Annotated in this window: 17 protein-coding genes, 5 tRNA genes and 1 pseudogene; 13 read left to right on the top strand and 10 right to left on the bottom strand. The window is 69.6% G+C overall.

Going from position 1 to position 20,203, the window contains the following annotated elements; genetic code table 11:
* Positions 1 to 49: 49 nt before the first annotated feature.
* The 8 genes from DEJ50_RS09765 to DEJ50_RS09730 all read right to left on the bottom strand — a co-directional run bounded on the left by DEJ50_RS09765 (position 50) and on the right by DEJ50_RS09730 (position 10,448).
* Entirely contained in the window at positions 50 to 631 is a 582-nt protein-coding gene (locus DEJ50_RS09765; protein WP_037792108.1) for a GTP-binding protein, read from the bottom strand.
* The gene (locus tag DEJ50_RS09760; RefSeq protein WP_150207168.1) at positions 612 to 1,169 is read right to left on the bottom strand and encodes a DUF742 domain-containing protein; all 558 of its coding nucleotides are present in this window, start codon (positions 1,167 to 1,169) and stop codon (positions 612 to 614) included. The genes DEJ50_RS09765 and DEJ50_RS09760 overlap by 20 nt, the downstream gene beginning before the upstream one ends.
* A gap of 92 nt (positions 1,170 to 1,261) precedes the next feature.
* A complete protein-coding gene (locus DEJ50_RS09755; RefSeq protein ID WP_150212026.1) occupies positions 1,262 to 1,675 on the bottom strand; it encodes a roadblock/LC7 domain-containing protein in 414 nt (137 codons plus the stop codon).
* Positions 1,676 to 1,685: 10 nt separating this feature from the next.
* Positions 1,686 to 4,883 (bottom strand): nitrate- and nitrite sensing domain-containing protein, encoded by a 3,198-nt coding sequence (locus DEJ50_RS09750; protein WP_150207167.1) that lies wholly within the window; start codon positions 4,881 to 4,883, stop codon positions 1,686 to 1,688.
* 286 nt (positions 4,884 to 5,169) lie between these two features.
* Complete coding sequence (locus DEJ50_RS09745) at positions 5,170 to 5,763, bottom strand: GTP-binding protein (RefSeq protein ID WP_150207166.1); 594 nt, start codon at positions 5,761 to 5,763, stop codon at positions 5,170 to 5,172.
* Positions 5,744 to 6,142, bottom strand: a complete 399-nt coding sequence (locus DEJ50_RS09740) for a DUF742 domain-containing protein (protein ID WP_150207165.1) — start codon at positions 6,140 to 6,142, stop codon at positions 5,744 to 5,746. Before DEJ50_RS09740 ends, DEJ50_RS09745 begins: the two co-directional genes overlap by 20 nt.
* Before the next feature lie 154 nt (positions 6,143 to 6,296).
* Positions 6,297 to 6,710: a roadblock/LC7 domain-containing protein gene (locus DEJ50_RS09735; RefSeq protein ID WP_150207164.1), complete on the bottom strand. Its 414-nt coding sequence runs from the start codon at positions 6,708 to 6,710 to the stop codon at positions 6,297 to 6,299.
* 9 nt (positions 6,711 to 6,719) lie between these two features.
* Positions 6,720 to 10,448, bottom strand: a complete 3,729-nt coding sequence (locus DEJ50_RS09730; RefSeq protein WP_150207163.1) for a nitrate- and nitrite sensing domain-containing protein — start codon at positions 10,446 to 10,448, stop codon at positions 6,720 to 6,722.
* A 540-nt stretch (positions 10,449 to 10,988) separates the two neighbouring features.
* On the opposite strand from DEJ50_RS09730, the gene DEJ50_RS09725 reads away from it, so the two are divergent.
* The 9 genes from DEJ50_RS09725 (at position 10,989) to DEJ50_RS09685 (ending at position 14,908) form a co-directional block, all read left to right on the top strand.
* The gene (locus tag DEJ50_RS09725; protein WP_150207162.1) at positions 10,989 to 11,168 is read left to right on the top strand and encodes a hypothetical protein; all 180 of its coding nucleotides are present in this window, start codon (positions 10,989 to 10,991) and stop codon (positions 11,166 to 11,168) included.
* A 106-nt stretch (positions 11,169 to 11,274) separates the two neighbouring features.
* Positions 11,275 to 12,063 (top strand): fumarylacetoacetate hydrolase family protein, encoded by a 789-nt coding sequence (locus DEJ50_RS09720; RefSeq protein WP_150207161.1) that lies wholly within the window; start codon positions 11,275 to 11,277, stop codon positions 12,061 to 12,063.
* The gene (gene gltX, locus DEJ50_RS09715; protein ID WP_150207160.1) at positions 12,056 to 13,531 is read left to right on the top strand and encodes a glutamate--tRNA ligase; all 1,476 of its coding nucleotides are present in this window, start codon (positions 12,056 to 12,058) and stop codon (positions 13,529 to 13,531) included. The genes DEJ50_RS09720 and gltX overlap by 8 nt, the downstream gene beginning before the upstream one ends.
* 70 nt (positions 13,532 to 13,601) lie before the next feature.
* Positions 13,602 to 14,330: an HAD family hydrolase gene (locus tag DEJ50_RS09710; protein ID WP_150207159.1), complete on the top strand. Its 729-nt coding sequence runs from the start codon at positions 13,602 to 13,604 to the stop codon at positions 14,328 to 14,330.
* 86 nt (positions 14,331 to 14,416) lie between these two features.
* Positions 14,417 to 14,488 (top strand) — tRNA-Gln (locus DEJ50_RS09705).
* Positions 14,489 to 14,517: 29 nt separating this feature from the next.
* Positions 14,518 to 14,590, top strand: a tRNA-Glu gene (locus DEJ50_RS09700).
* A 62-nt stretch (positions 14,591 to 14,652) separates the two neighbouring features.
* Positions 14,653 to 14,725 (top strand) — tRNA-Glu (locus DEJ50_RS09695).
* Between the two features lie 23 nt (positions 14,726 to 14,748).
* Positions 14,749 to 14,820: transfer RNA gene (locus DEJ50_RS09690), tRNA-Gln, on the top strand.
* A gap of 15 nt (positions 14,821 to 14,835) precedes the next feature.
* A tRNA-Glu gene (locus DEJ50_RS09685) sits at positions 14,836 to 14,908 on the top strand.
* Between the two features lie 157 nt (positions 14,909 to 15,065).
* Here the strand turns inward: DEJ50_RS09685 and ndgR are convergent.
* Positions 15,066 to 15,782 carry an IclR family transcriptional regulator NdgR gene (gene ndgR, locus DEJ50_RS09680; protein WP_030304142.1) on the bottom strand — a complete coding sequence of 239 codons (717 nt, stop codon included), beginning with the start codon at positions 15,780 to 15,782 and terminating at the stop codon, positions 15,066 to 15,068.
* A gap of 141 nt (positions 15,783 to 15,923) precedes the next feature.
* Here ndgR and leuC point away from each other — a divergent pair, with 141 nt between their 5' ends.
* The 4 genes from leuC (at position 15,924) to DEJ50_RS09660 (ending at position 19,123) form a co-directional block, all read left to right on the top strand.
* Positions 15,924 to 17,354, top strand: coding sequence for a 3-isopropylmalate dehydratase large subunit (leuC, locus tag DEJ50_RS09675; RefSeq protein ID WP_150207158.1), 1,431 nt, complete (start codon positions 15,924 to 15,926; stop codon positions 17,352 to 17,354).
* Positions 17,355 to 17,358: 4 nt separating this feature from the next.
* Complete coding sequence (gene leuD / locus DEJ50_RS09670) at positions 17,359 to 17,952, top strand: 3-isopropylmalate dehydratase small subunit (protein WP_150207157.1); 594 nt, start codon at positions 17,359 to 17,361, stop codon at positions 17,950 to 17,952.
* Between the two features lie 137 nt (positions 17,953 to 18,089).
* On the top strand, positions 18,090 to 18,317 hold the full coding sequence (locus tag DEJ50_RS09665; protein WP_150207156.1) for a hypothetical protein: 228 nt from the start codon (positions 18,090 to 18,092) through the stop codon (positions 18,315 to 18,317).
* A gap of 143 nt (positions 18,318 to 18,460) precedes the next feature.
* Positions 18,461 to 19,123 (top strand): HU family DNA-binding protein, encoded by a 663-nt coding sequence (locus tag DEJ50_RS09660; protein WP_150207155.1) that lies wholly within the window; start codon positions 18,461 to 18,463, stop codon positions 19,121 to 19,123.
* Positions 19,124 to 19,420: 297 nt separating this feature from the next.
* Here DEJ50_RS09660 and cofC read toward each other — a convergent pair.
* Positions 19,421 to 20,047: pseudogene (gene cofC / locus DEJ50_RS09655) on the bottom strand (2-phospho-L-lactate guanylyltransferase); the annotation flags it as partial.
* Positions 20,048 to 20,203 lie beyond the last annotated feature (156 nt).

The following is a 20,203-nucleotide window of genomic DNA, read 5'->3' as shown; positions in this document are numbered from 1 at the left end:
GGGACCCGTGGACGGGTTCCCGGCGTTCCGGAAGATGCGCTCCGACTTACTACCGCAGTCGTGCCATGAGTGCGTGTTCGACGAGCGTGATGAGGGCGCTCTTGGCGTCGGCGCGGTGGCGTGCGTCGGTGGTGATGATGGGTGCGTCGGGGCCGATCTGGAGTGCTTCGCGGACTTCTTCGGGGGTGTAGGGCTGGTGTCCGTCGAAGCCGTTGAGGGCGATGACGAAGGGGAGGCCGCTGTTTTCGAAGTAGTCGACGGCGGGGAAGCAGTCGGCGAGTCGGCGGGTGTCGACGAGGACGACGGCGCCGATGGCGCCGCGGACGAGGTCGTCCCACATGAACCAGAAGCGGTCCTGTCCGGGGGTGCCGAACAGGTAGAGGATGAGGTCCTGGTCGAGGGTGATGCGGCCGAAGTCCATGGCGACCGTGGTGGTCGTCTTGTCTCCGGTGTGGGTGAGGTCGTCGATGCCGGCGGAGGCGGATGTCATGACGGCTTCGGTGCGCAGCGGGTTGATCTCGGAGACCGCGCCGACGAACGTGGTCTTGCCCACGCCGAAGCCGCCCGCCACCACGATCTTCGCGGAGGTGGTGGAGCGAGCCGCTCCGCCGTTAGAGCTTGCGAAGTCCACTGAGCACCCTTTCGAGCAGTGTCACATCTGGCTGGCCGCCGGCGGACTCGTCGCCGCCGGGCTGGTGAATGGCGACAAGGCCGGCCTCCGCCAGGTCGGCGACGAGGATCCGGGCAACGCCGAGAGGAATGGAGAGAAGTGCCGAGATCTCCGCGACGGATTTGATCTCCTGGCACAGGCGGCAGATGCGCTGGTGCTCGGGCAACTGCCCTTGCAGCCGGGCGGGATCGGCCGTGGTGCTGACCAGTGCCTCGATGGCGAGCTGGTAGCGCGGCCGGGTCCGGCCGCCGGTCATTGCGTACGGGCGCACCAGCGGGTTGTGAGCCTTCGGCGCCTGCGGCTGCGAGGCCCGAGGGGCTCGCTGGGCCGGCGCGTAGGGCTGCTGCTGGGGCTGCTGGCCGTACGGCTGGTTCTGGTACGGGTTCTGCTCCGGCACGGGACGGCTGGGAGCGGAGGGAAAGTTGAAGCGGTTCTGGTCGTGCCCACCCTGCGGCTGTTGCGCGCCGCCATAAGGATGTCCTCCTGGGGGTGTTGTCACGTTTCCTCCTCCGACTCCAAAACGCAGTACTCCCGTTGGAACCGCGCCACCGCACCTTAAGGTGCGATGACGCGAAACGCACTGCCTGTCTGCTAGCTGAGAAGACTTCCCTGGAGCTCGGCGCGCAGGTCCGGGGTGAGGACACTGCCCGCACGATCCACCAGAAGAGCCATCTCGTACCCCACGAGGCCGATGTCGCACTCGGGGTGCGCCAGTACGGCCAGCGAGGATCCATCCGAGACGGACATGAGGAAAAGGAATCCCCGGTCCATCTCGACCACGGTCTGGTTGACGGCCCCACCCTCGAAGATCCGGGAGGCACCCGCGGTCAGCGAGGTCAGTCCGGAGGCCACGGCCGCCAGCTGGTCGGCGCGGTCGCGCGGAAACCCTTCGGACATCGCCAGAAGAAGGCCGTCGGCGGAGACCACCACTGTGTGGGACACCCCAGGGGTGTTGTCCACAAAGTTGGTGATCAACCAGTTCAGGTTCTGCGCCGCCTGGCTCATCGCGCTCACACTAACGCTCCTGGTCATAGCTGTTACTTGACTGCTCCGAGCCCGCACTGCGTCCCTGCTGGACACCGCGTCGCAGGTTGCTCAGCCTGCCACGGACGTCCTCCGGGGCGCGGGAGACCTGTGGGCCGCCCTGCGGGGTCGACTCCGCTGCACCCTCGACCAGGTTGGCCTTGGGCACGCGCCGAGGGAGACCGGACGGGGTGACCCCGCCCGCCTTCGGCTCACGGAGCTTGCCGGCCTGCTGCCAGCGCTCGTCGTTGGCCGAGCGCCAGCCCGTACCGTTCTGATCCTGCTCCGGTGCCGCGGGGGACCGCTGCTCGAAGAGGGACTTGCTGGGCTCCGCTTCCTGCTGTGCCGGCTGCCACTGCTGCTGGCTGCCGCGACGCGGCAGACCCGCGCCGGTCAGCTGGTGGCCGGTGTCGGCAGCGGCATCCGGACGGTCGAAGCCTACGCGGTCCGGGGCCGGTTCGGGAGCGGACTGGGGTTCCGATTCGGTTCCGTAGTCCTGCTGGTAGGCAGCGGGGTAGGAGCTCTGCTCCGGCCACCCTGCCTGCTGGGACTGGTCCTCGTAGCCGGCGTCGTAGCTCTGCTCGGCCTGCTGCGGGTCCTGGTACGAGCCTTCCGGATAGGTATACCCGTCCTGCGGGTATGACTCATAGCCGGGCTGGTTCTGCTGAGCACCGTAACCGGGCTCGTAGCCCTGTTCGGACTGCTGCTCATACCCCTGGTACGCCTGGTACCCGTGTTCCGGCTGAGGTTCCGGATAGTCCTGCGCGTACTCCCCGTCCTGCGGGCGGCCCGGCTGCTCCTGGTCGCTCTGGTGGCCCATCTGGGCCTCCAGAGCGGCCCGGCGCTCCTCGCGGACCAGAGAGCGTCCCACGGGGTCCAGATCGCGCGCCTCGGCGCCGCCCTGGCCCGGGTTGTCGTACCGGGAGTCGTCGAAGCCGAGCTCGGCGGCCGTACGCATCGGGGCGGCCTCGTAGCCCTGCTGCTGCGAGTGCTGCTGCGGGATCATCGAGGAGACCGTGAAGTCGTCGTCCGGGATGCCCTCGCCACCACCACCGTGGGTGATCGCGTCCGGGAGCATGACCAGCGAGGTGGTGCCGGCCTGCTCGCCCGAGGGGCGCAGCTGGACTCGGATGCCGTGCCGGTCGGCCAGCCGGCCGACCACGAAGAGGCCCATGCGCTGCGAGATCGCGGCGTCCACGGTCGGCGGGTTGGCCAGCTTGTGGTTGATGTCCGCGAAGTCCTCGGCGGTGAGGCCGATGCCCTTGTCGTGGATCTCGACCATCACGCGGCCGTCGGGCAGACGGGTGGCGTTGACCCGGACCTTGGTCTGCGGGGAGGAGAACGTGGTGGCGTTCTCCAGCAGCTCGGCCAGCAGGTGCACGAGGTCGGTCACGGCCTGGCCGTGGATCTCGGCGTCGGAGACGCCGGAGAGCTCGATGCGCTCGTACTGCTCCACCTCGGAGGAGGAGGCCCGCAGGACGTCGACGAGGGGCACCGGCTGGTCCCAGCGGCGGCCCGGCTCCTCACCCGCGAGGATGAGGAGGTTTTCGCCGTTGCGACGCATACGGGTGGCGAGGTGGTCCAGCCGGAAGAGGTTCTCCAGCTGGTCCGGGTCCGCCTCGTTGTTCTCCAGGTCGGTGATGAGGGTCAGCTGGCCCTCGATCAGCGACTGGTTGCGCATGGAGAGGTTGGTGAAGATCGCGTTGACGTTCCCTCGCAGGAGCGCCTGCTCGGCGGCGAGCCGGACGGCCTCGCGGTGCACCTGGTCGAAGGCGCGGGCGACCTCGCCGATCTCGTCCTGGGAGTTGATCGGGATGGGCAGCACGCGGGTGTCGACCTTGCCCGGGTCGGTGCGCGAGAGCTGGTCGACGAGCGAGGGCAGGCGCTGCTCGGCGATGTCGAAGGCGGCGGTGCGCAGCCGGCTCATGGAGCGGCTCATCTGGCGGGCCATCATGGCGGCCAGGATGAAGGCGGCGAGCAGCGCGACGACCACGATGGCGCCGATGATGATGGCGTCGTTCCGGGCGTCGTCGGAGACGGCCACGGCGTCGTTGACGGCCTTGTCGAGGAGTTCCTTCTCGATCTCCGAGTAGCCCTCGAACTTGGCGGTCGCGGCGGCCTGCCAGAACAGCGGGTTGGTGCCGGCCGCGGCCAGCTTGTCCTTGGACTGGCCGGTGGCTATCGCCTCGGTCATACCGGTGAGGTACGAGCCGCCCACGTTCGGCGGGGCCTTGAAGGGCTTGCCGGTCTGGATGGCCTGGTTCTTGGCCTCGTCCAGCTTGGCCGAGCCCTCGGAGCTCTTCTTGCCCATGACCTCCTTCAGCCGGTCGGTCTCGGCTTCGGTGCCGCCCGCGACGTACTCGCCGATGGCGATTTCCTCGAGGTAGGCGTAGGAGGAGAAGGCGACCAGCTGGGCCTTGTGGATCTCTTCCTTGGAGTTCGGGCGGATCAGCAGGTGGGTGCCGACCGAGCGCTGGAGGGAGTTGGCGGCCTTGGCGAGCTGGACCGCGTACACCATGCGGCCGTAGCTGGTCACGTTTCCGGTGCCCAGGCCCAGCTCGTTGGCGAACTGCATGAGGTAGTGCTGGACCTGCACATACCCCTCTTCGGTCGGGATGGGACCGAGCACGCCGTTGTTGAGGTCCTTCTTGGCGGCCTCAAGGTCCGCGGCGTACGCCGTCTCGCGGACCTTCTGCAGCTTGGGCTCCTCCTGCTGGAAGAGCTGGAGGCGGCGCTCCAGGCCCTGCTTCTCCGGCAGGTCCTTGACGGCCTCGGCGAACTTGGCCTTGGCCGCGTCCGTTTCGGCGTACGCCTTGGTGACGATCTCGTCGTCGCGCTTGCCGCTCAGGATCGGGGCGGCGGTCAGGTCGCGCTCGTTGAGCAGGGCCTGGCCGTATTCCGCTGCGGCCTGGACGATGCGCGCCGTCTTCTCGGCGTCCTTGGCCTCGTCCCAGGTGTCGATGGCGCCCTTCACCTGGAAGCCGCCCATGACCAGTCCGACGAGGACGGGGACGAGCAGAATGGCGTTCAGACGGGTCGGCACGCGCCAGTTGCGGGGCGAGAACCTGCTGGTGCTGCCGCTCGCGGACGCCTCCACGGGTGCGTCGACGGGCGACGCGGCCACGCGCGGCGGCGGGGTGAAGTTGCCGCGCGCGGGTTCATTCGCGGGGCTCGTGTTGCTTCGCCTCACTCGACCAACAACCTCTCGGCGGTGCTACTAGCTAGTTCGTTGAATTCCAGCATGGGTAACGGCCGTGTTCCAAACAGTTGAATCTGGCCATTCCCAGAGACTTATCCCTCACATAAATCGGACATAAAGAGCGAGCAGCAGCAAAAATCAAGGCTGTTGTGCGCGCAGTGACACCGGCCGCATGCACCGTGTGTCCGACTACCGACAATTCTCTGTCGAAACGTTATGAACGCCACGGGCGGACCGTGTCCCAGGACACAGTCCGCCCGCAGAGGTATGGACTTGCTTACTTCAGTCGTGCCATGAGTGCGTGTTCGACGAGCGTGATGAGGGCGCTCTTGGCGTCGGCGCGGTGGCGTGCGTCGGTGGTGATGATGGGTGCGTCGGGGCCGATCTGGAGTGCTTCGCGGACTTCTTCGGGGGTGTAGGGCTGGTGTCCGTCGAAGCCGTTGAGGGCGATGACGAAGGGGAGGCCGCTGTTTTCGAAGTAGTCGACGGCGGGGAAGCAGTCGGCGAGTCGGCGGGTGTCGACGAGGACGACGGCGCCGATGGCGCCGCGGACGAGGTCGTCCCACATGAACCAGAAGCGGTCCTGTCCGGGGGTGCCGAACAGGTAGAGGATGAGGTCCTGGTCGAGGGTGATGCGGCCGAAGTCCATGGCGACCGTGGTGGTCGTCTTGTCTCCGGTGTGGGTGAGGTCGTCGATGCCGGCGGAGGCGGATGTCATGACGGCTTCGGTGCGCAGCGGGTTGATCTCGGAGACCGCGCCGACGAACGTGGTCTTGCCCACGCCGAAGCCGCCCGCCACCACGATCTTCGCGGAGGTGGTGGAGCGAGCCGCTCCGCCGTGAGAACCCCCGTTAGAGCTTGCGAAGTCCACTGAGCACCCTTTCGAGCAGCGTTACGTCCGGCGTGCCGCCGGCCTCTCCATTGCCCGGCTGGTGAATGGCCACCATGCCCGCCTCGGCCAGGTCGGCGACGAGGATGCGGGCCACGCCGAGCGGCATCGACAGCAGGGCGGATACTTCGGCAACCGACTTGACCTCGCGGCACAGCTGGCAGATCCGCTGGTGTTCGGGCAGCAGGGTCGACAGGTGCATCGGATCGGCCGTGGTGCTGACCAGTGCCTCGATGGCGAGCTGGTAGCGCGGCCGGGTCCGGCCGCCGGTCATGGCATAGGGGCGTACCAGCGGCTGGTCGCCTTCCGAGCCGTACGAGGAATCACCGTACGAATCGGGATAGGCGGGGGGCGGGGTCATGGATCCTCCGGGCTCGACAGCAGTGGTCAGCGTGCCGTCTGACGGTGGCCGGTGGGGGGAGTGGATGACGGCCGGACGGTGGTACTGGGTCCCGGGGCCAGGGATGGCACCCGGTCTCCCGGCCGGCAGTACCGTCCGGCCGGGAGAGTGGCAGTCAGATGAGCAGGCTTCCCTGGAGCTCGGCGCGCAGGTCCGGAGTGAGGACACTGCCCGCACGGTCCACGAGGAGGGCCATCTCGTAGCCCACGAGGCCGATGTCGCACTCGGGGTGCGCCAGTACGGCCAGCGAGGATCCATCGGAGACGGACATCAGGAAGAGGAATCCCCGGTCCATCTCGACCACGGTCTGGTTGACGGGCCCACCCTCGAAGATCCGGGAGGCACCGGCGGTCAGCGAGGTCAGTCCGGAGGCCACGGCCGCCAGCTGGTCGGCGCGGTCGCGCGGAAAGCCCTCGGACATCGCCAGAAGGAGGCCGTCGGCGGAGACCACCACCGTGTGGGACACCCCGGGGGTGTTGTCCACGAAGTTGGTGATCAACCAGTTCAGGTTCTGTGCCGCCTGGCTCATCGAACTCAACTATCGCTCCTGCTGGTAAGTGGGGTCGACGTGGTAATTGCCGGTCGACGGGCCGTTGTTGCCGGCCTGGCGGCCCTGCTGGATACCTCGCCGGAGGTTGGTGAGCCGGCCGCGCACGTCGTCCGGCGCACGCGAGACCTGCGGTCCCGTCTGGGCGTCGGCCTGCTCCTGCGCGGTACCGGCCACCAGGTTGGCACGGGGCACCCGGCGGGGCAGACCCGAGGTGGTCACTCCGCCGGCCGCGGGCTGGCGCACGCGCTCGGCCTGCCGCATCAGCTCGTCGTTCGGCGAGGACCGCCAGCTCACCTGCGGCATGGCGGCGGTGGCGGCCGGATCGGCCGCCGCCCGCTGCTGGCCGCGCTGCGGCAGGGACTGCTGCGGCTGCTGCGGGGCCGGGGCGCTCTGCTGCGGCTGCTGGGGTACGGCCGGCGCCTGCGCCGAGGGCTGCGGCTCGCCGCCGCCCTCCTGGCGGAACCAGTTCGACTCCAGCGTGTCGAAGATCGGGCTGCGGGCATCGCCGCCGCCGTGGCTCGGAGCCGGGGGCAGCGCCTCGGGCTGGTGGGCCTGCGGCAGCCGCGGCATCTCGGCACGCGGCACCGGTGCGGGCGTGTGGGGCGCCTGCGGTGCCGGCTGGGCCGGTGCCTCGTACGAGCCGACGCCGGGGCCGCCGGCCCGCTGAGCCGGGAACTCCGGCCGGGCGAACTGGCCGGTGGACGCCGGGTCCAGCGGTCCGCGCACGTCCGGGCGCTCGAACTGGCCCGTGGTGCTGTTGCCCTGCGGGAGCGGGGCGTTGAAGTCGGGACGGGGGAACTCGGCCGTGGAACCCGGGCCGGTCAGCTCGTCGTGCCCGCGGGGCACGTCCGGGCCACCGGGACGGCCCTGGCCGGCCCCCCAGCTGGTGGTGGGCGGCAGTCCGGCGGGACCGCCCGCGGCGCCGGGGAGCTCCGGGCGCGGAGCGCCACCGCGCGGCGGCAGCTGCGGCCGGGGGCCGCGGCCCTGGGCCGGAGCCTGCGGAGCGGGGGTCTGCTGCCGGGGCGCGGCCGGCGCGGGGGCCGGAGCCGGAGCCTGCGGGCGCTCGAAGGCATTGCCCTGCCCGAACCCGGCGGCCGGGCCGCCCGCGTTCGGGGCCGGTACCGGGCGGGCCTGCGGGCCGCCGGCCGGGGCGTTGCCGCCGAAGCCGCCGCGTCCCTGGTTGCCCTGGTTGCCCTGGTTCGGGTGGTTGCCGGGTCCACCGGGGCCGCCGGCCGGGCCGCGGCCCGGCAGCGGACCGCCGGCACCGAAGGCGTTCGGGCCGCCCTGCGGACCGGAGTTCTGCGGACGCACGCCCTGCGGCTGGCCGTCGCGGCCGGGCAGCGCGGCGCGCTGCGCACCGCCGGGAACCTGACCGCGCTGCGAGCCGGCACCCACCGGCTGGCGTGCGGGCCCACCGGGCACCGAACCCTGACCGGCCGGGTTGCCCGGCTGGCCACCGGGGCCGCCGGGACCGCCCTGGCCGCCGGGGCCGGGCTTGCGCCCGCCCTGGGCGACGTCCACGGGCAGCATGACGAGGGCCGTCGTACCGCCGGAGTCGGAGGGGCGCAGCTGGATGCGGATGCCGTGTCGCAGGGACAGGCGGCCGACCACGAACAGACCCATGCGGCGGGAGACCGAGACGTCCACGGTCGGCGGCGCCGCGAGCCGCTCGTTGATCGCCGCCAGGTCCTCGGGGGACAGGCCGATACCGGTGTCGTGGATCTCGACCAGCACGCGGCCGTCGGGCAGCGCGTGACCGGTCACCTTGACCTTGGTCTGCGGGGAGGAGAACGAGGTGGCGTTCTCCAGCAGCTCGGCGAGGAGGTGCACGAGGTCGTTGACGACGCGGCCGGCCACATCGGTCGAGGGGACCGAGGCCAGTTCGATGCGCTCGTACTGCTCCACCTCGGACGCCGCGGCACGCAGGACGTCGACCAGCGGGACCGGGCGGGTCCACCGGCGGCCCGGCTCCTCGCCCGCGAGGACGAGGAGGTTTTCGCCGTTCCGGCGCATACGGGTCGCGAGGTGGTCGAGCTTGAAGAGCGAGGACAGCTGGTCCGGGTCGGCCTCGCGGGACTCCAGCTCGGAGATCAACGAGAGCTGACGCTGGATGAGACCCTGCGAGCGGCGCGAGAGGTTGGTGAACATCGCGTTGACGTTGCCCCGGAGGAGGGCCTGCTCGGCGGCGAGGCGGACGGCCTCGCGGTGCACGTCGTCGAAGGCCGCGGCCACCTGGCCGATCTCGTCGCGGGAGTGCACACCGACCGATTCCACGGAGGTGTCCACGTCCTGCGGGTCGGACTCGGAGAGCTGCTTGACGAGCTCGGGCAGCCGTTCCTGGGCGACCCGGGTCGCGGTGTCCTGCAGACGGCGCAGCGAACGGATCATGGACCGGGCCATGATGAACGCGCCGATCAGCGAGACGCCGAGGACGAGGAGGATCAGCGCACCGTTGATGATGGCGTCGCGCTGGGACTCGTTCTTGAGCTCGCGGGCCTTCTGCTCCATGTCCTCGAGGAGCGAGAGCTCGATCCTCTTCATGGTCTGGATCTTGTTGTCGTCCGAGTCGTACCAGTCTCGCCAGGAGCGGGGCTTCTCCTTGGCGAACTGTCCCGGGTTCCTCAGGACGCGGCCGGCGTAGCTGTTCGCCGAGGAGATCTCGGCGTTGCCCTCGCCGAGCGGCTGCAGCAGTTCCTCGGCCTTGCCCTGGTAGACCAGAATGAAGGTGCCCATGGCCTGGTCGTAGTTCCGGTACGCCGACAGGGCGTAGAGCCGGTCGTTCTCTTTCAGGTCGCCGACCTGGGTGTTGCTCTGCGGGAGCGCGGCGGCGATCATCGCGCGCTGGATGGAGGCGTACTCCTTGGCCGAGGAGAAGGCGGCCAGCGCGCGGGTCCGCTTGATCATCTCCGGGCTGGAGGTGGCCTGGGCCATGTCCTGGGAGAGCGAGAGCAGCGAGACGATCAGCGAGTTGTACTGGGAGACGGTCTGCTGGGAGCCGCTCTTGTAGGCGCTGGTGCGGATTTCCTTGAGCGCGTCGATCTGCCGGGTGATCTGCGTGACGTTGCGACGGATCGACTGGAGGGTCTCGTCCTTGTCCCCTTGCGCGTCGATGCTCTCCGTGGCGGAGGTGAAGGCGGTGGCGGCGGAGTCGGTCTGCTCGCGGACCGTCTCGACCTCACTGGCGACCGACTTGTTGCTGATCGGACCGGCCGACAGGTCGCGCTCCTCCTGGAGCGCGGAGGCCAGGTTGGTGGCCTGCCGGGTCATGGTCGTCAGCAGCTGCATGTGCTCCAGCTGGTCGATCTCGCTGAGCGAGTCGCCGATTCGGACGGCGCCGAGCGTGGTCGCGGCGACAACGGGCAGGGTCAGCAGCGACAGCAGTCGCGTGCTGATGCGCCAGTTCTGCAGGGCGAGACGGGAACCGGGCCCACTGGGGGCCTTCGGTATCGCCTGGTCCTGGCCGGCCGGCTCGGGGGTGACCGCACCGGCCTGGCCTGACTGGCCGGCCTTCCCGGTCTTCCCGGTCTTGCCCGGCTTGTCGGCCTTGGCCTTCCTGCCCTTGCCCTTCGCCTTGTCGGCGGTGGCAGGGGTGGTGCGGACACCATCGGAGCCCGGCCCGCGGTTCTGGGCGTGCTGGGGCGAGGAGCCGCGGTCGGTCCCGCCGCGCGGCTCCTGCTCCGCCGCAGCGCTGCCATCCCTCTTGAAACGTCCCTGCACTAGCGTCGCAACCTCTGGACCAGGCGCCCCACCGGGCGAGCGGTGGAGCGGTGTCGAGTCGTGGGGCATCGGTTCGGCCCCGTGGTGGTCGTCGGTGACCGCGCGTTCTCGTTGATTTCCGTCGATTCCCGCGGCGGTCCCGCGAATTCCAGCACAGTGGCGGATCTCCAACAAGGTGCGAGGGTCGGCCCGGAGAGTCGGTGACGGGTGGTGACAGGCGGGCTACTCGCAGTGGAGGCATTACCGGGGCGAACCGGACTTTGTCTATGGAAACGCAGAGGCCTGCCGGGTGTCCCAGTCGAGATGATCAGGAGCGGAATGGAGCATTCAGTGGCGCAATGTCCGTTTCCGCAGTGGCATGTGAGTTGCCGTTATGTCCATAATGCCCGGTCGTTCGTGAGCAAACTCACATACCCATGGCCATTACTTACCGGTTCTCGCGGGGATTCAAATGTTTAGCCTTGCCCTTTACAGCTATCGCTCATCCGACAACCGGCGTCCGAGGGGCGCCCCACTCACCGACGAGGGTTCACGACTCCGATGAAGACGACCATGATGTTCCGCAACATAGCCAACCCCCGCCGCACCACCCTCGCGCACCTCAAGGACGCGGAGGAGCTGCAGGCGGTCGAGGCCCCGGAACACGCGGTCGAGCTGCCGACCCAGACCGCCAACCCCCGCCGCACCGTGCTGATGGTCGCCCCCGCCGCCGCGCAGTAGCCGCGCGGCAGACCACACAGCACAACCTCGCAGGACGGGCCCCGCAACCGCGTTAGCCTGGACACGCAGACTCCAGCCAGCGGAAACAGAGGGGCAGGCGCGACCTTTGCGCATCGCCAGATTCTCGATCGACGGAAATGTCGCCTTCGGCGCCGTGGAGGGCAGCACCGCCTCCGGCGACCAGAGCGACCTCGTCCTCGACATCATCAAGGGCATCCCGTTCGCGGACTTCGAGCTCTCCGGTACGAAGGTCCCGGTAGGCAAGGTGCGCCTGCTGCCGCCCGTGCTCCCCAACAAGGTCGTGGCCATCGGCCGCAACTACGCGGAGCACGCGGCGGAGCTCGGCAACGAGGTCCCGGACGTGCCCATCACCTTCTTCAAGCCCTCCACGTCGGTGGTCGGCCCCGGCGACCCGATCGCCTACCCCTCCTTCTCCCAGGAGGTCCACCACGAGGCGGAGCTCGCCGTGGTGATCGGCCGGATGTGCCGGGAGGTCCCGCGGGACCGCGTCAAGGACGTCATCCTCGGCTACACCTGTGCCAACGACGTCACCGCGCGCGACGTCCAGCAGCGCGAGAAGCAGTGGGCCCGGGCCAAGGGCTTCGACAGCGCCTGCCCGCTCGGCCCCTGGATCGAGACCGACCTCGACCCGGCCGACCTCGCGATCGAGTGCACCGTCAACGGCGAACTGCGCCAGTCCGGCCGCACCAGCCAGATGGTCCGCTCCATCGAGGACCTGATCGTCCACATCACCGAGGCCATGACGCTGCTGCCCGGCGACGTCGTCCTCACGGGGACCCCGGCCGGAGTCGGCCCCCTCAACGTCGGCGACGAGGTCGCCGTCACCATCGAAGGTATCGGCACTCTCGCCAACAAGGTGATCAAGCGTGGCTAACGCGAACGTCCGCGTACGTTTCTGTCCCTCGCCGACCGGCAACCCCCACGTGGGTCTGGTCCGCACGGCCCTCTTCAACTGGGCCTTCGCCCGCCACCACGGCGGTACGTTCGTCTTCCGCATCGAGGACACCGACGCGGCCCGCGACTCCGAGGAGTCGTACGAGCAGCTGCTCGACTCCCTGAAGTGGCTCGGCTTCACCTGGGACGAGGGCCCCGAGGTCGGCGGACCGCACGCCCCGTACCGCCAGTCCCAGCGGATGGACCTCTACAAGGACGTCGCCCAGCGGCTGCTCGACGGCGGCTACGCCTACCGCTGCTACTGCACCGCGGAAGAGCTGGACGAGCGCCGCGAGCTCGCCCGCCGCGAGGGCCGGCCCTCCGGCTACGACGGCATGTGCCGGGTGGTGACCGAGGAGCAGAAGGCCGCGTACGAGGCCGAGGGCCGGACCTCGATCGTGCGCTTCCGGATGCCCGACGAGCCGATCACCTTCACCGACCTGGTCCGCGGCGAGATGACCTTCACCCCGGACAACGTGCCGGACTACGGCATCGTCCGGGCCAACGGCGCCCCGCTGTACACCCTGGTCAACCCGGTCGACGACGCGCTCATGCAGATCACCCACGTACTGCGCGGCGAGGACCTGCTGTCCTCCACCCCCCGCCAGATCGCCCTGTACAAGGCGCTGATGGAGCTGGGCATCGCCACCGGCATCCCCTCCTTCGGCCACCTGCCGTACGTGATGGGCGAGGGCAACAAGAAGCTCTCCAAGCGCGACCCGGAGTCCTCGCTCAACCTCTACCGCGAGCGCGGCTTCCTGCCCGAGGGCCTGCTGAACTACCTCTCGCTCCTGGGCTGGTCCTTCTCCAAGGACCAGGACATCTTCACGATGGACGAGATGGTCGCGAAGTTCGACATCCCGGACGTGAACGCCAACCCGGCCCGCTTCGACCTGAAGAAGTGCGAGTCCATCAACGCCGACCACATCCGGATGCTGGACCCGAAGGCCTTCGCGGACGCCTGCACCCCGTGGCTGCAGGCCCCGCACGCGAACTGGGCCCCCGAGGACTTCGACGCCGCGGCCTGGGAGCGCATCGCGCCGTACGCCCAGACCCGGGTGACCGTCCTGTCGGACATCACCGCCAACGTCGACTTCCTGTTCCTGAAGGAGCCGGTGGCGGACCAGGCCTCGTGGGACAAGGCGATGAAGGGCGAGCCGGCGGCCCTGCTGACCACGGCCCGCGAGAACCTCGCCGCCGCCGACTGGAGCGACCCCGAGTCCCTCAAGCAGGCCGTTCTCACCGCGGGCGAGACCCACGGCCTCAAGCTCGGCAAGGCCCAGGCGCCGGTCCGGGTGGCCGTCACCGGCCGTACGGTCGGCCTGCCGCTGTTCGAGTCCCTGGAGATCCTGGGCCGGGAGCGTTCCCTGGCCCGGATCGACGCGGCCCTGGCGAAGCTCGCCGCCTGAGCCCCGTCCGCACCTCCCGTGGGGGCGGCAGCCGTACCGGCTGCCGCCCCCACGGCGTAAGGTCGGTCACATGCCGATCCGCGCCGTGCTGTGGGACATCGACGACACCCTGTTCGACTACACGGGGGCCGACACCGCCGGACTCGCGCAGCACCTGGCCGAGGAGGGCCTGGGGGACCGGTACGGCACCCCGGCCGAGGCACTGGCGCTGTGGCGCGAGCTCACCGAGCGGAACTGGGCGCGTTTCGCCGCCGGCGAGACCGGCTTCCAGGAGCAGCGGCGGGACCGGGTGCGTGACTTCCTCCGGCAGCCGGATCTGACCGAGGCGGAGGCCGACGCCTGGTTCGACCGGTACGTGGCGCACTACCAGGCCGCCTGGAAGGTGTTCCCGGACGTGCTGCCCGCCCTGGACGCCCTGGCGGCCGGCTACCGGCACGGGGTGCTCACCAACTCCAGCAGCGCCAACCAGGACCCCAAACTGCGCCGGCTGGGCCTGCGCGACCGCTTCGAGGTGCTGGTGTGCGCCGCCGAGCTGGGGATCAGCAAGCCTCAGGCCGGGGCCTTCAGGGCCGCTTGTGCGGCCATGGGGCTGGAGGCCGGGGAGGTGGCCTACGTGGGGGACCAGCCGGAGATCGACGCCCGCGGGGCCCGCGATGCCGGGCTGCTCGCCGTATGGCTGGACCGGGACGGCGGGCGCGGTGCGGGGCCGGAGGGAGTGCACCGGATCGGCGGGCTTGCCCAGCTCCCCGGGGTGCTGGCCGGGGATACCCGTTTTGGAGCACGGTCAGGCATCCGGTAATGTTCTTTCTGCGCCGCCGGAGCGGGCCGAAAGGCCGGACGGAGGCGCCACTCAAAAGAAAGTTCCGACAAGGGCTTGACTTTTGGTGGGGTATAGTGTAATTGGCAACACGAGGGTTTCTGGTTCCCTTATTCTAGGTTCGAGTCCTGGTACCCCAGCGCAGTGCAAATGATTGACGCAGTGCTTTGCCCCCGTTGTGTAGCGGCCTAGCACGCCGCCCTCTCAAGGCGGTAGCGCCGGTTCGAATCCGGTCGGGGGTACAGATCCTTCCCGCAAGATCTCCTTGGGTAGCTCCCGGACGTCTTGATGCAGGATCGCTAGGGCCCCCGTTGTGTAGCGGCCTAGCACGCCGCCCTCTCAAGGCGGTAGCGCCGGTTCGAATCCGGTCGGGGGTACTGTGGTCTGGTCTAGACCTCATTGGGCTATGGTGTAATTGGCAACACGAAGGTTTCTGGTTCCTTTGTTCTAGGTTCGAGTCCTGGTAGCCCAGCGCAGTAACAAGCAAGCCCCCGTTGTGTAGCGGCCTAGCACGCCGCCCTCTCAAGGCGGTAGCGCCGGTTCGAATCCGGTCGGGGGTACGCACAGGAGAAGCCCCTCGCGACATGGTCGCGGGGGGCTTCTCCGCATGTCCGGCCGGTGTGCGCACCAGAAGTACGGGCCCGGAGGCGCGAGTTCGGACGTGTGCGGCGTCGTACGCGCCCCCGGACCCGGGGGAGTGAGTGGAACGGGACGGGATCAGCCGGAGCGGCGCAACGCCTCGGTCAGCCGGGCAGCGGCGTCGATGACCGCCTGGGCGTGCATCCGGCCCGGGTGGCGGGTCAGCCGCTCGATCGGTCCGGAGACCGACACGGCGGCCACCACGCGGTTCGAGGGGCCGCGGACCGGCGCCGAGACGGAGGCCACACCGGGCTCCCGCTCGCCGATCGACTGGGCCCAGCCCCGGCGCCGTACGCCCGACAGGGCCGTCGCCGTGAAGCGCGCGCCCTGGAGGCCGCGGTGGAGCCGCTCCGGCTCCTCCCAGGCCATCAGGATCTGGGCGGCCGAGCCGGCCTTCATCGGGAGCGTGGAGCCCACCGGGACGGTGTCCCGCAGGCCCGACAGCCGTTCGGCCGCCGCCACGCAGATCCGCATGTCCCCCTGCCGGCGGTAGAGCTGTGCGCTCTCCCCGGTCACATCACGGAGGTGGGTGAGTACCGGTCCCGCCGTGGCCAGCAGGCGGTCCTCGCCGGCCGCGGCGGCGAGCTCCGCCAGCCGCGGGCCGAGGATGAACCGGCCCTGCATGTCCCTCGCCACCATCCGGTGGTGTTCCAGTGCCACGGCCAGGCGATGTGCCGTGGGTCGTGCGAGCCCTGTCGCCGCGACCAGCCCGGCGAGGGTGGCCGGACCGGACTCCAGTGCGCTCAATACCAGAGCTGCCTTGTCGAGAACGCCGACGCCGCTAGAGTTGTCCATGCAACGATATTCACGTCTCACACTGTGAAACGCAAGTTCAATTTTTCCAAGAACCCGCCAGTCTGTATGTGCGGGCACACGAACCACTGGGTCCGGGATCTCTAGGAGTGCCGGCACAACCAGCCGGCCGGAGGGAAAGCGATGGGTAGGACACTCGCGGAGAAGGTCTGGGACGATCACGTCGTCCGGCGCGCAGAGGGCGAGCCCGACCTCCTCTTCATCGATCTGCACCTGCTGCACGAGGTGACCAGCCCGCAGGCCTTCGACGGGCTGCGGCAGGCCGGCCGCAAGGTCCGGCGCCTGGACCTGACCATCGCCACCGAGGACCACAACACCCCGACCCTCGACATCGACAAGCCGATCGCGGACCCGGTCTCCCGGGCCCAGCTGGAGACGCTGCGCCGCAACTGCGCGGAATTCGGTGTCCGGCTGCATTCGCTGGGTGACGTCGAGCAGGGTGTGGTCCACGTGGTGGGACCGCAGCTGGGACTGACCCAGCCCGGCACCACCGTGGTCTGCGGTGACTCCCACACCTCCACCCACGGCGCCTTCGGCGCGCTGGCCTTCGGCATCGGCACCAGCCAGGTCGAGCACGTACTGGCCACCCAGACGCTCCCGCTGGCCCGCCCCAAGACCATGGCCATCACGGTCACCGGGGAGCTGGCCGAGGGCGTCACCGCCAAGGACCTGATCCTGGCGATCATCGCCAAGATCGGCACCGGCGGCGGCCAGGGCTATGTCCTGGAATACCGCGGCGCGGCCATCGAGAAGCTCTCGATGGAAGCCCGGATGACCATCTGCAACATGTCGATCGAGGCCGGCGCCCGGGCGGGCATGATCGCCCCCGACCAGACCACCTTCGACTACCTGGAAGGGCGAGACCACGCCCCCCGGGGCGCCGACTGGGACGCGGCGGTCGCCTACTGGAAGACCCTGCGCACCGACGAGGACGCGGTCTTCGACGCCGAGGTCGTCATCGACGGCTCCGCGCTGTCCCCGTTCGTCACCTGGGGCACCAACCCGGGCCAGGGCGCGCCGCTGTCCGCCAACGTCCCCGACCCGGCTTCGTACGAGGACGCTTCGGAGCGCCTGGCCGCCGAAAAGGCCCTGGAATACATGGGGTTGACCGCCGGGCAGCCGCTGCGCGACATCAGGGTCGACACCGTCTTCGTAGGTTCCTGCACCAACGGGCGGATCGAGGACCTGCGGGCCGTGGCCGGCATCATCAGGGGCCGCAAAGTCGCCGACGGCGTACGGATGCTGGTCGTTCCCGGCTCGGTCCGGGTCGCCCTGCAGGCCGTCGAGGAGGGCCTGGACAAGGTCTTCACCGAGGCCGGCGCCGAATGGCGGCACGCGGGCTGCTCGATGTGTCTGGGGATGAACCCCGACCAACTGGCCCCCGGTGAGCGCTCCGCGTCCACCTCCAACCGCAACTTCGAGGGCCGGCAGGGCAAGGGCGGACGCACCCACCTGGTCTCCCCGCAGGTGGCCGCGGCCACCGCGGTGCTGGGCCACCTGGCCTCGCCCGCAGATCTGACCGACGCCCCCGCCCCCGCGACCGCCGGAGTCTGAAACCATGGAAGCCTTCACCACCCACACCGGCCGGGCCGTCCCGCTGCGCCGCAGCAACGTCGACACCGACCAGATCATCCCGGCCCACTGGCTGAAGAAGATCACCCGTGACGGGTTCGAGGACGGGCTCTTCGAGGCCTGGCGCAAGGACCCCGAGTTCGTCACGAACCGCCCCGAGCGCCAGGGTGCGACCGTGCTGGTCGCCGGCCCCGACTTCGGCACCGGCTCCTCCCGCGAGCACGCCGTCTGGGCCCTGCAGAACTTCGGCTTCAAGACGGTCATCTCCTCCCGCTTCGCGGACATCTTCCGCGGCAACTCGCTGAAGAACGGTCTGCTGACCGTGGTGCTGCCGCAGGAGACGGTGGACCGGCTGTGGGAGCTGACCGAGGCCGACCCGACCGCCGAGATCACCGTCGACCTGGTCGCCCGGCAGGTCCGCGCGGCAGGCATCGAGGCCGAGTTCGAGCTCGACGACAACGCCCGCTGGCGTCTGCTGGAGGGTCTGGACGACATCTCGCTCACCCTTCAGAACGAAGCGGACATCGCCACGTACGAAAGCGCCCGGCCCTCCTACAAGCCCCGTACCCTCCAGGCCTGATTCCGGCCTGATCAGGGCTTATTCGCTCCCGGGTGATCGCTCTCCCGGCACTGTGCCCCCCGCCCTCCGGCGGGGGGCACAGCCGTATGTTGAGGCCCCGTGAGGCGACAACTCGCCCCAGATGGCACAATCTGTGCATGGAACGCGACAGTCAACTCGAGCTCTACGAACTCGTCGCGGACCGGCTGAAAGAAGCACACGCAAAGGTGCGCGCACTGCAAGTCCCGGAGGGCGTAAGGATGACGCTGACCCGGAAGCTGTTGGTCGTCACGGCTGCGGCGAAGCACGATCTCGCCGATGCGGCAAGGCGCCTGGACAGGTTGATGAAGGACCTCGACGAGGGTCGATTCCCTGAAGGCGACTGATGCGAAGGAACTCCGCAACGACCTTCATCGTTGCGGCAGGAGGGTGATTAGCCCGTTTCGTGTTTGATTTGCGGTATATATCCGCCTAACGTGCGAAATAGCTTGAACACATTCGTTCTGGCGATGTCTCCGAAGGGGAAGACGTGAACAAGGCGCAGCTCGTAGAAGCGATTGCCGACAAGCTCGGCGGACGCCAGCAGGCCGCGGACGCCGTCGACGCGGTACTCGACGCGATGGTCCGCGCGGTCGTCGCGGGCGACCGGGTCTCGGTCACGGGCTTCGGCTCGTTCGAGAAGGTCGACCGTCCGGCCCGCTACGCCCGCAACCCGCAGACGGGTGAGCGCGTCCGGGTCAAGAAGACCTCGGTTCCGCGCTTCCGCGCAGGTCAGGGCTTCAAAGACCTGGTCAGCGGCACCAAGAAGCTCCCCAAGGGCGACGAGGTGGCGGTCAAGAAGGCGCCCAAGGGCAGCCTGACCGGCGGTGCTTCCGCCACGGTCAAGAAGGCGGCGGCCAAGAAGGCCACCACCGCCAAGAAGGCCGCGGCGAAGAAGGCCGCACCGGCCAAGAAGGTCGTCGCCAAGAAGGCCGCACCGGCCAAGAAGACCACCACCGCCGTCAAGAAGGCCGCGGTCAAGAAGACCACCGCGGCTGCGAAGAAGGCGGCCCCGGCCAAGGCGGCGGCCAAGAAGACCACCGCCAAGAAGACCGCCCCGGCCAAGAAGGCCGTGGCGAAGAAGGCGCCCGCCAAGAAGACGACGGCGCGCAAGACCACCACCGCGAAGAAGACCACCGCCCGCAAGAAGTAGGGCAGCAGTCACACACGTCGGGCGGGTCTCCCCTCATCGGGGAGACCCGCCCGCGGTGCGTCCGGCGTGATCAGGGCGCTCGCAGTGCGGTCAGAGCGTCTGCAGGGTGATCAGGGTGATGCGCAGGGCGCTGCCCTCCCCGTCCGTCTCGATCCGCACCCGCTGCCCCGGACGCAGCAGACGCAGCCCGCCCGCCTCGAAGGCCGGCGCCTCGAAGGGCACCGGGGTGCCGTCGTCGAGCAGCACACTGCCGCTGTGGGTCTGTTCGTCGTACGTGTACGCGGTTGCCTGCATACCCGCACTGTATCGGGCGGTGTGACGGCCCAGCCCGAGGACGGCGGCAGCCCGCAGATCCACCCCCGTGTCCACGTCCCGGCGCACGCTGTCGACGTCCGTGAGTGCGATTTCCACCGCCCCCGAAGCGGAATGCCGGGCCCGGGAGGGCCCGCCGAACGCAGGGGCCAATTCCACACCCGGAGCAGCGGAAAGCAAGGTCGTTCCGATTCCTGCCGCATCCGGCAGAAATGCCCGGGGAAATACCTCCGCCCTTTCGAGCACCCGTAGCAATTCCACCGGCCGCAAGGACGGCAGATCGGCGTTCATCGCCGCCACCGCAGCCGCCGGCCGGGCCGTCCGGACCATCCGCGCCCCGTGGGCCAGGGCCGCGTTGAGCCCCGCCCCCGGAACGTCCGGCACGATCCGCGCGCCCAGCCGCGCCAGTTCCGCACCGGCCCGCGGATCGTCCGTGACGACCACCACATCCCGTACGGACGCGCAGGCCAGCGCCGCTGCCACGGTGTCCTGGGCGAACGCCAGCGCGAGCCCGGCCCGGTCCGGTCCGGCCGCCGCCGCAAGACGGCTCTTGGCCGCGGCGAGCGGCTTCAGCGGCACCACCAGACTCCAGACGCCGTCGCCGGCCGCCACCCCGCCACCCGCCCCTCACTCGCCATGACCCGCCCGCCGTTCCCCCGGCATTCCCCCGCCATTGTCACCTCCGCCCCGGCAGCCCGGGGCCCCGCCGCCGCGAGCGGGGCGTACGGTGTTCTCGACAGAGACCGGACCTGGGGCGACACTTGTCCG

Origin of the sequence: Streptomyces venezuelae (assembly GCF_008642295.1) — a bacterium.
Lineage (GTDB): Bacteria > Actinomycetota > Actinomycetes > Streptomycetales > Streptomycetaceae > Streptomyces > Streptomyces venezuelae_C.
Note: the sequence above shows the minus strand (reverse complement) of the source record. Positions and strands in the feature narration are given on the sequence as shown.

Excerpts from the sequence above, each read along its gene's own strand:
- DEJ50_RS09755 (WP_150212026.1), bottom strand. The coding sequence starts at position 1,675 with ATGAGCCAGGCGGCGCAGAACCTGAACTGGTTGATCACCAACTTTGTG.
- DEJ50_RS09740 (WP_150207165.1), bottom strand. The coding sequence starts at position 6,142 with ATGACCCCGCCCCCCGCCTATCCCGATTCGTACGGTGATTCCTCGTAC.
- DEJ50_RS09735 (WP_150207164.1), bottom strand. The coding sequence starts at position 6,710 with ATGAGCCAGGCGGCACAGAACCTGAACTGGTTGATCACCAACTTCGTG.
- DEJ50_RS09725 (WP_150207162.1), top strand. The coding sequence starts at position 10,989 with ATGAAGACGACCATGATGTTCCGCAACATAGCCAACCCCCGCCGCACC.
- DEJ50_RS09710 (WP_150207159.1), top strand. The coding sequence starts at position 13,602 with ATGCCGATCCGCGCCGTGCTGTGGGACATCGACGACACCCTGTTCGAC.
- ndgR (WP_030304142.1), bottom strand. The coding sequence starts at position 15,782 with ATGGACAACTCTAGCGGCGTCGGCGTTCTCGACAAGGCAGCTCTGGTA.
- leuC (WP_150207158.1), top strand. The coding sequence starts at position 15,924 with ATGGGTAGGACACTCGCGGAGAAGGTCTGGGACGATCACGTCGTCCGG.
- leuD (WP_150207157.1), top strand. The coding sequence starts at position 17,359 with ATGGAAGCCTTCACCACCCACACCGGCCGGGCCGTCCCGCTGCGCCGC.
- DEJ50_RS09665 (WP_150207156.1), top strand. The coding sequence starts at position 18,090 with ATGGAACGCGACAGTCAACTCGAGCTCTACGAACTCGTCGCGGACCGG.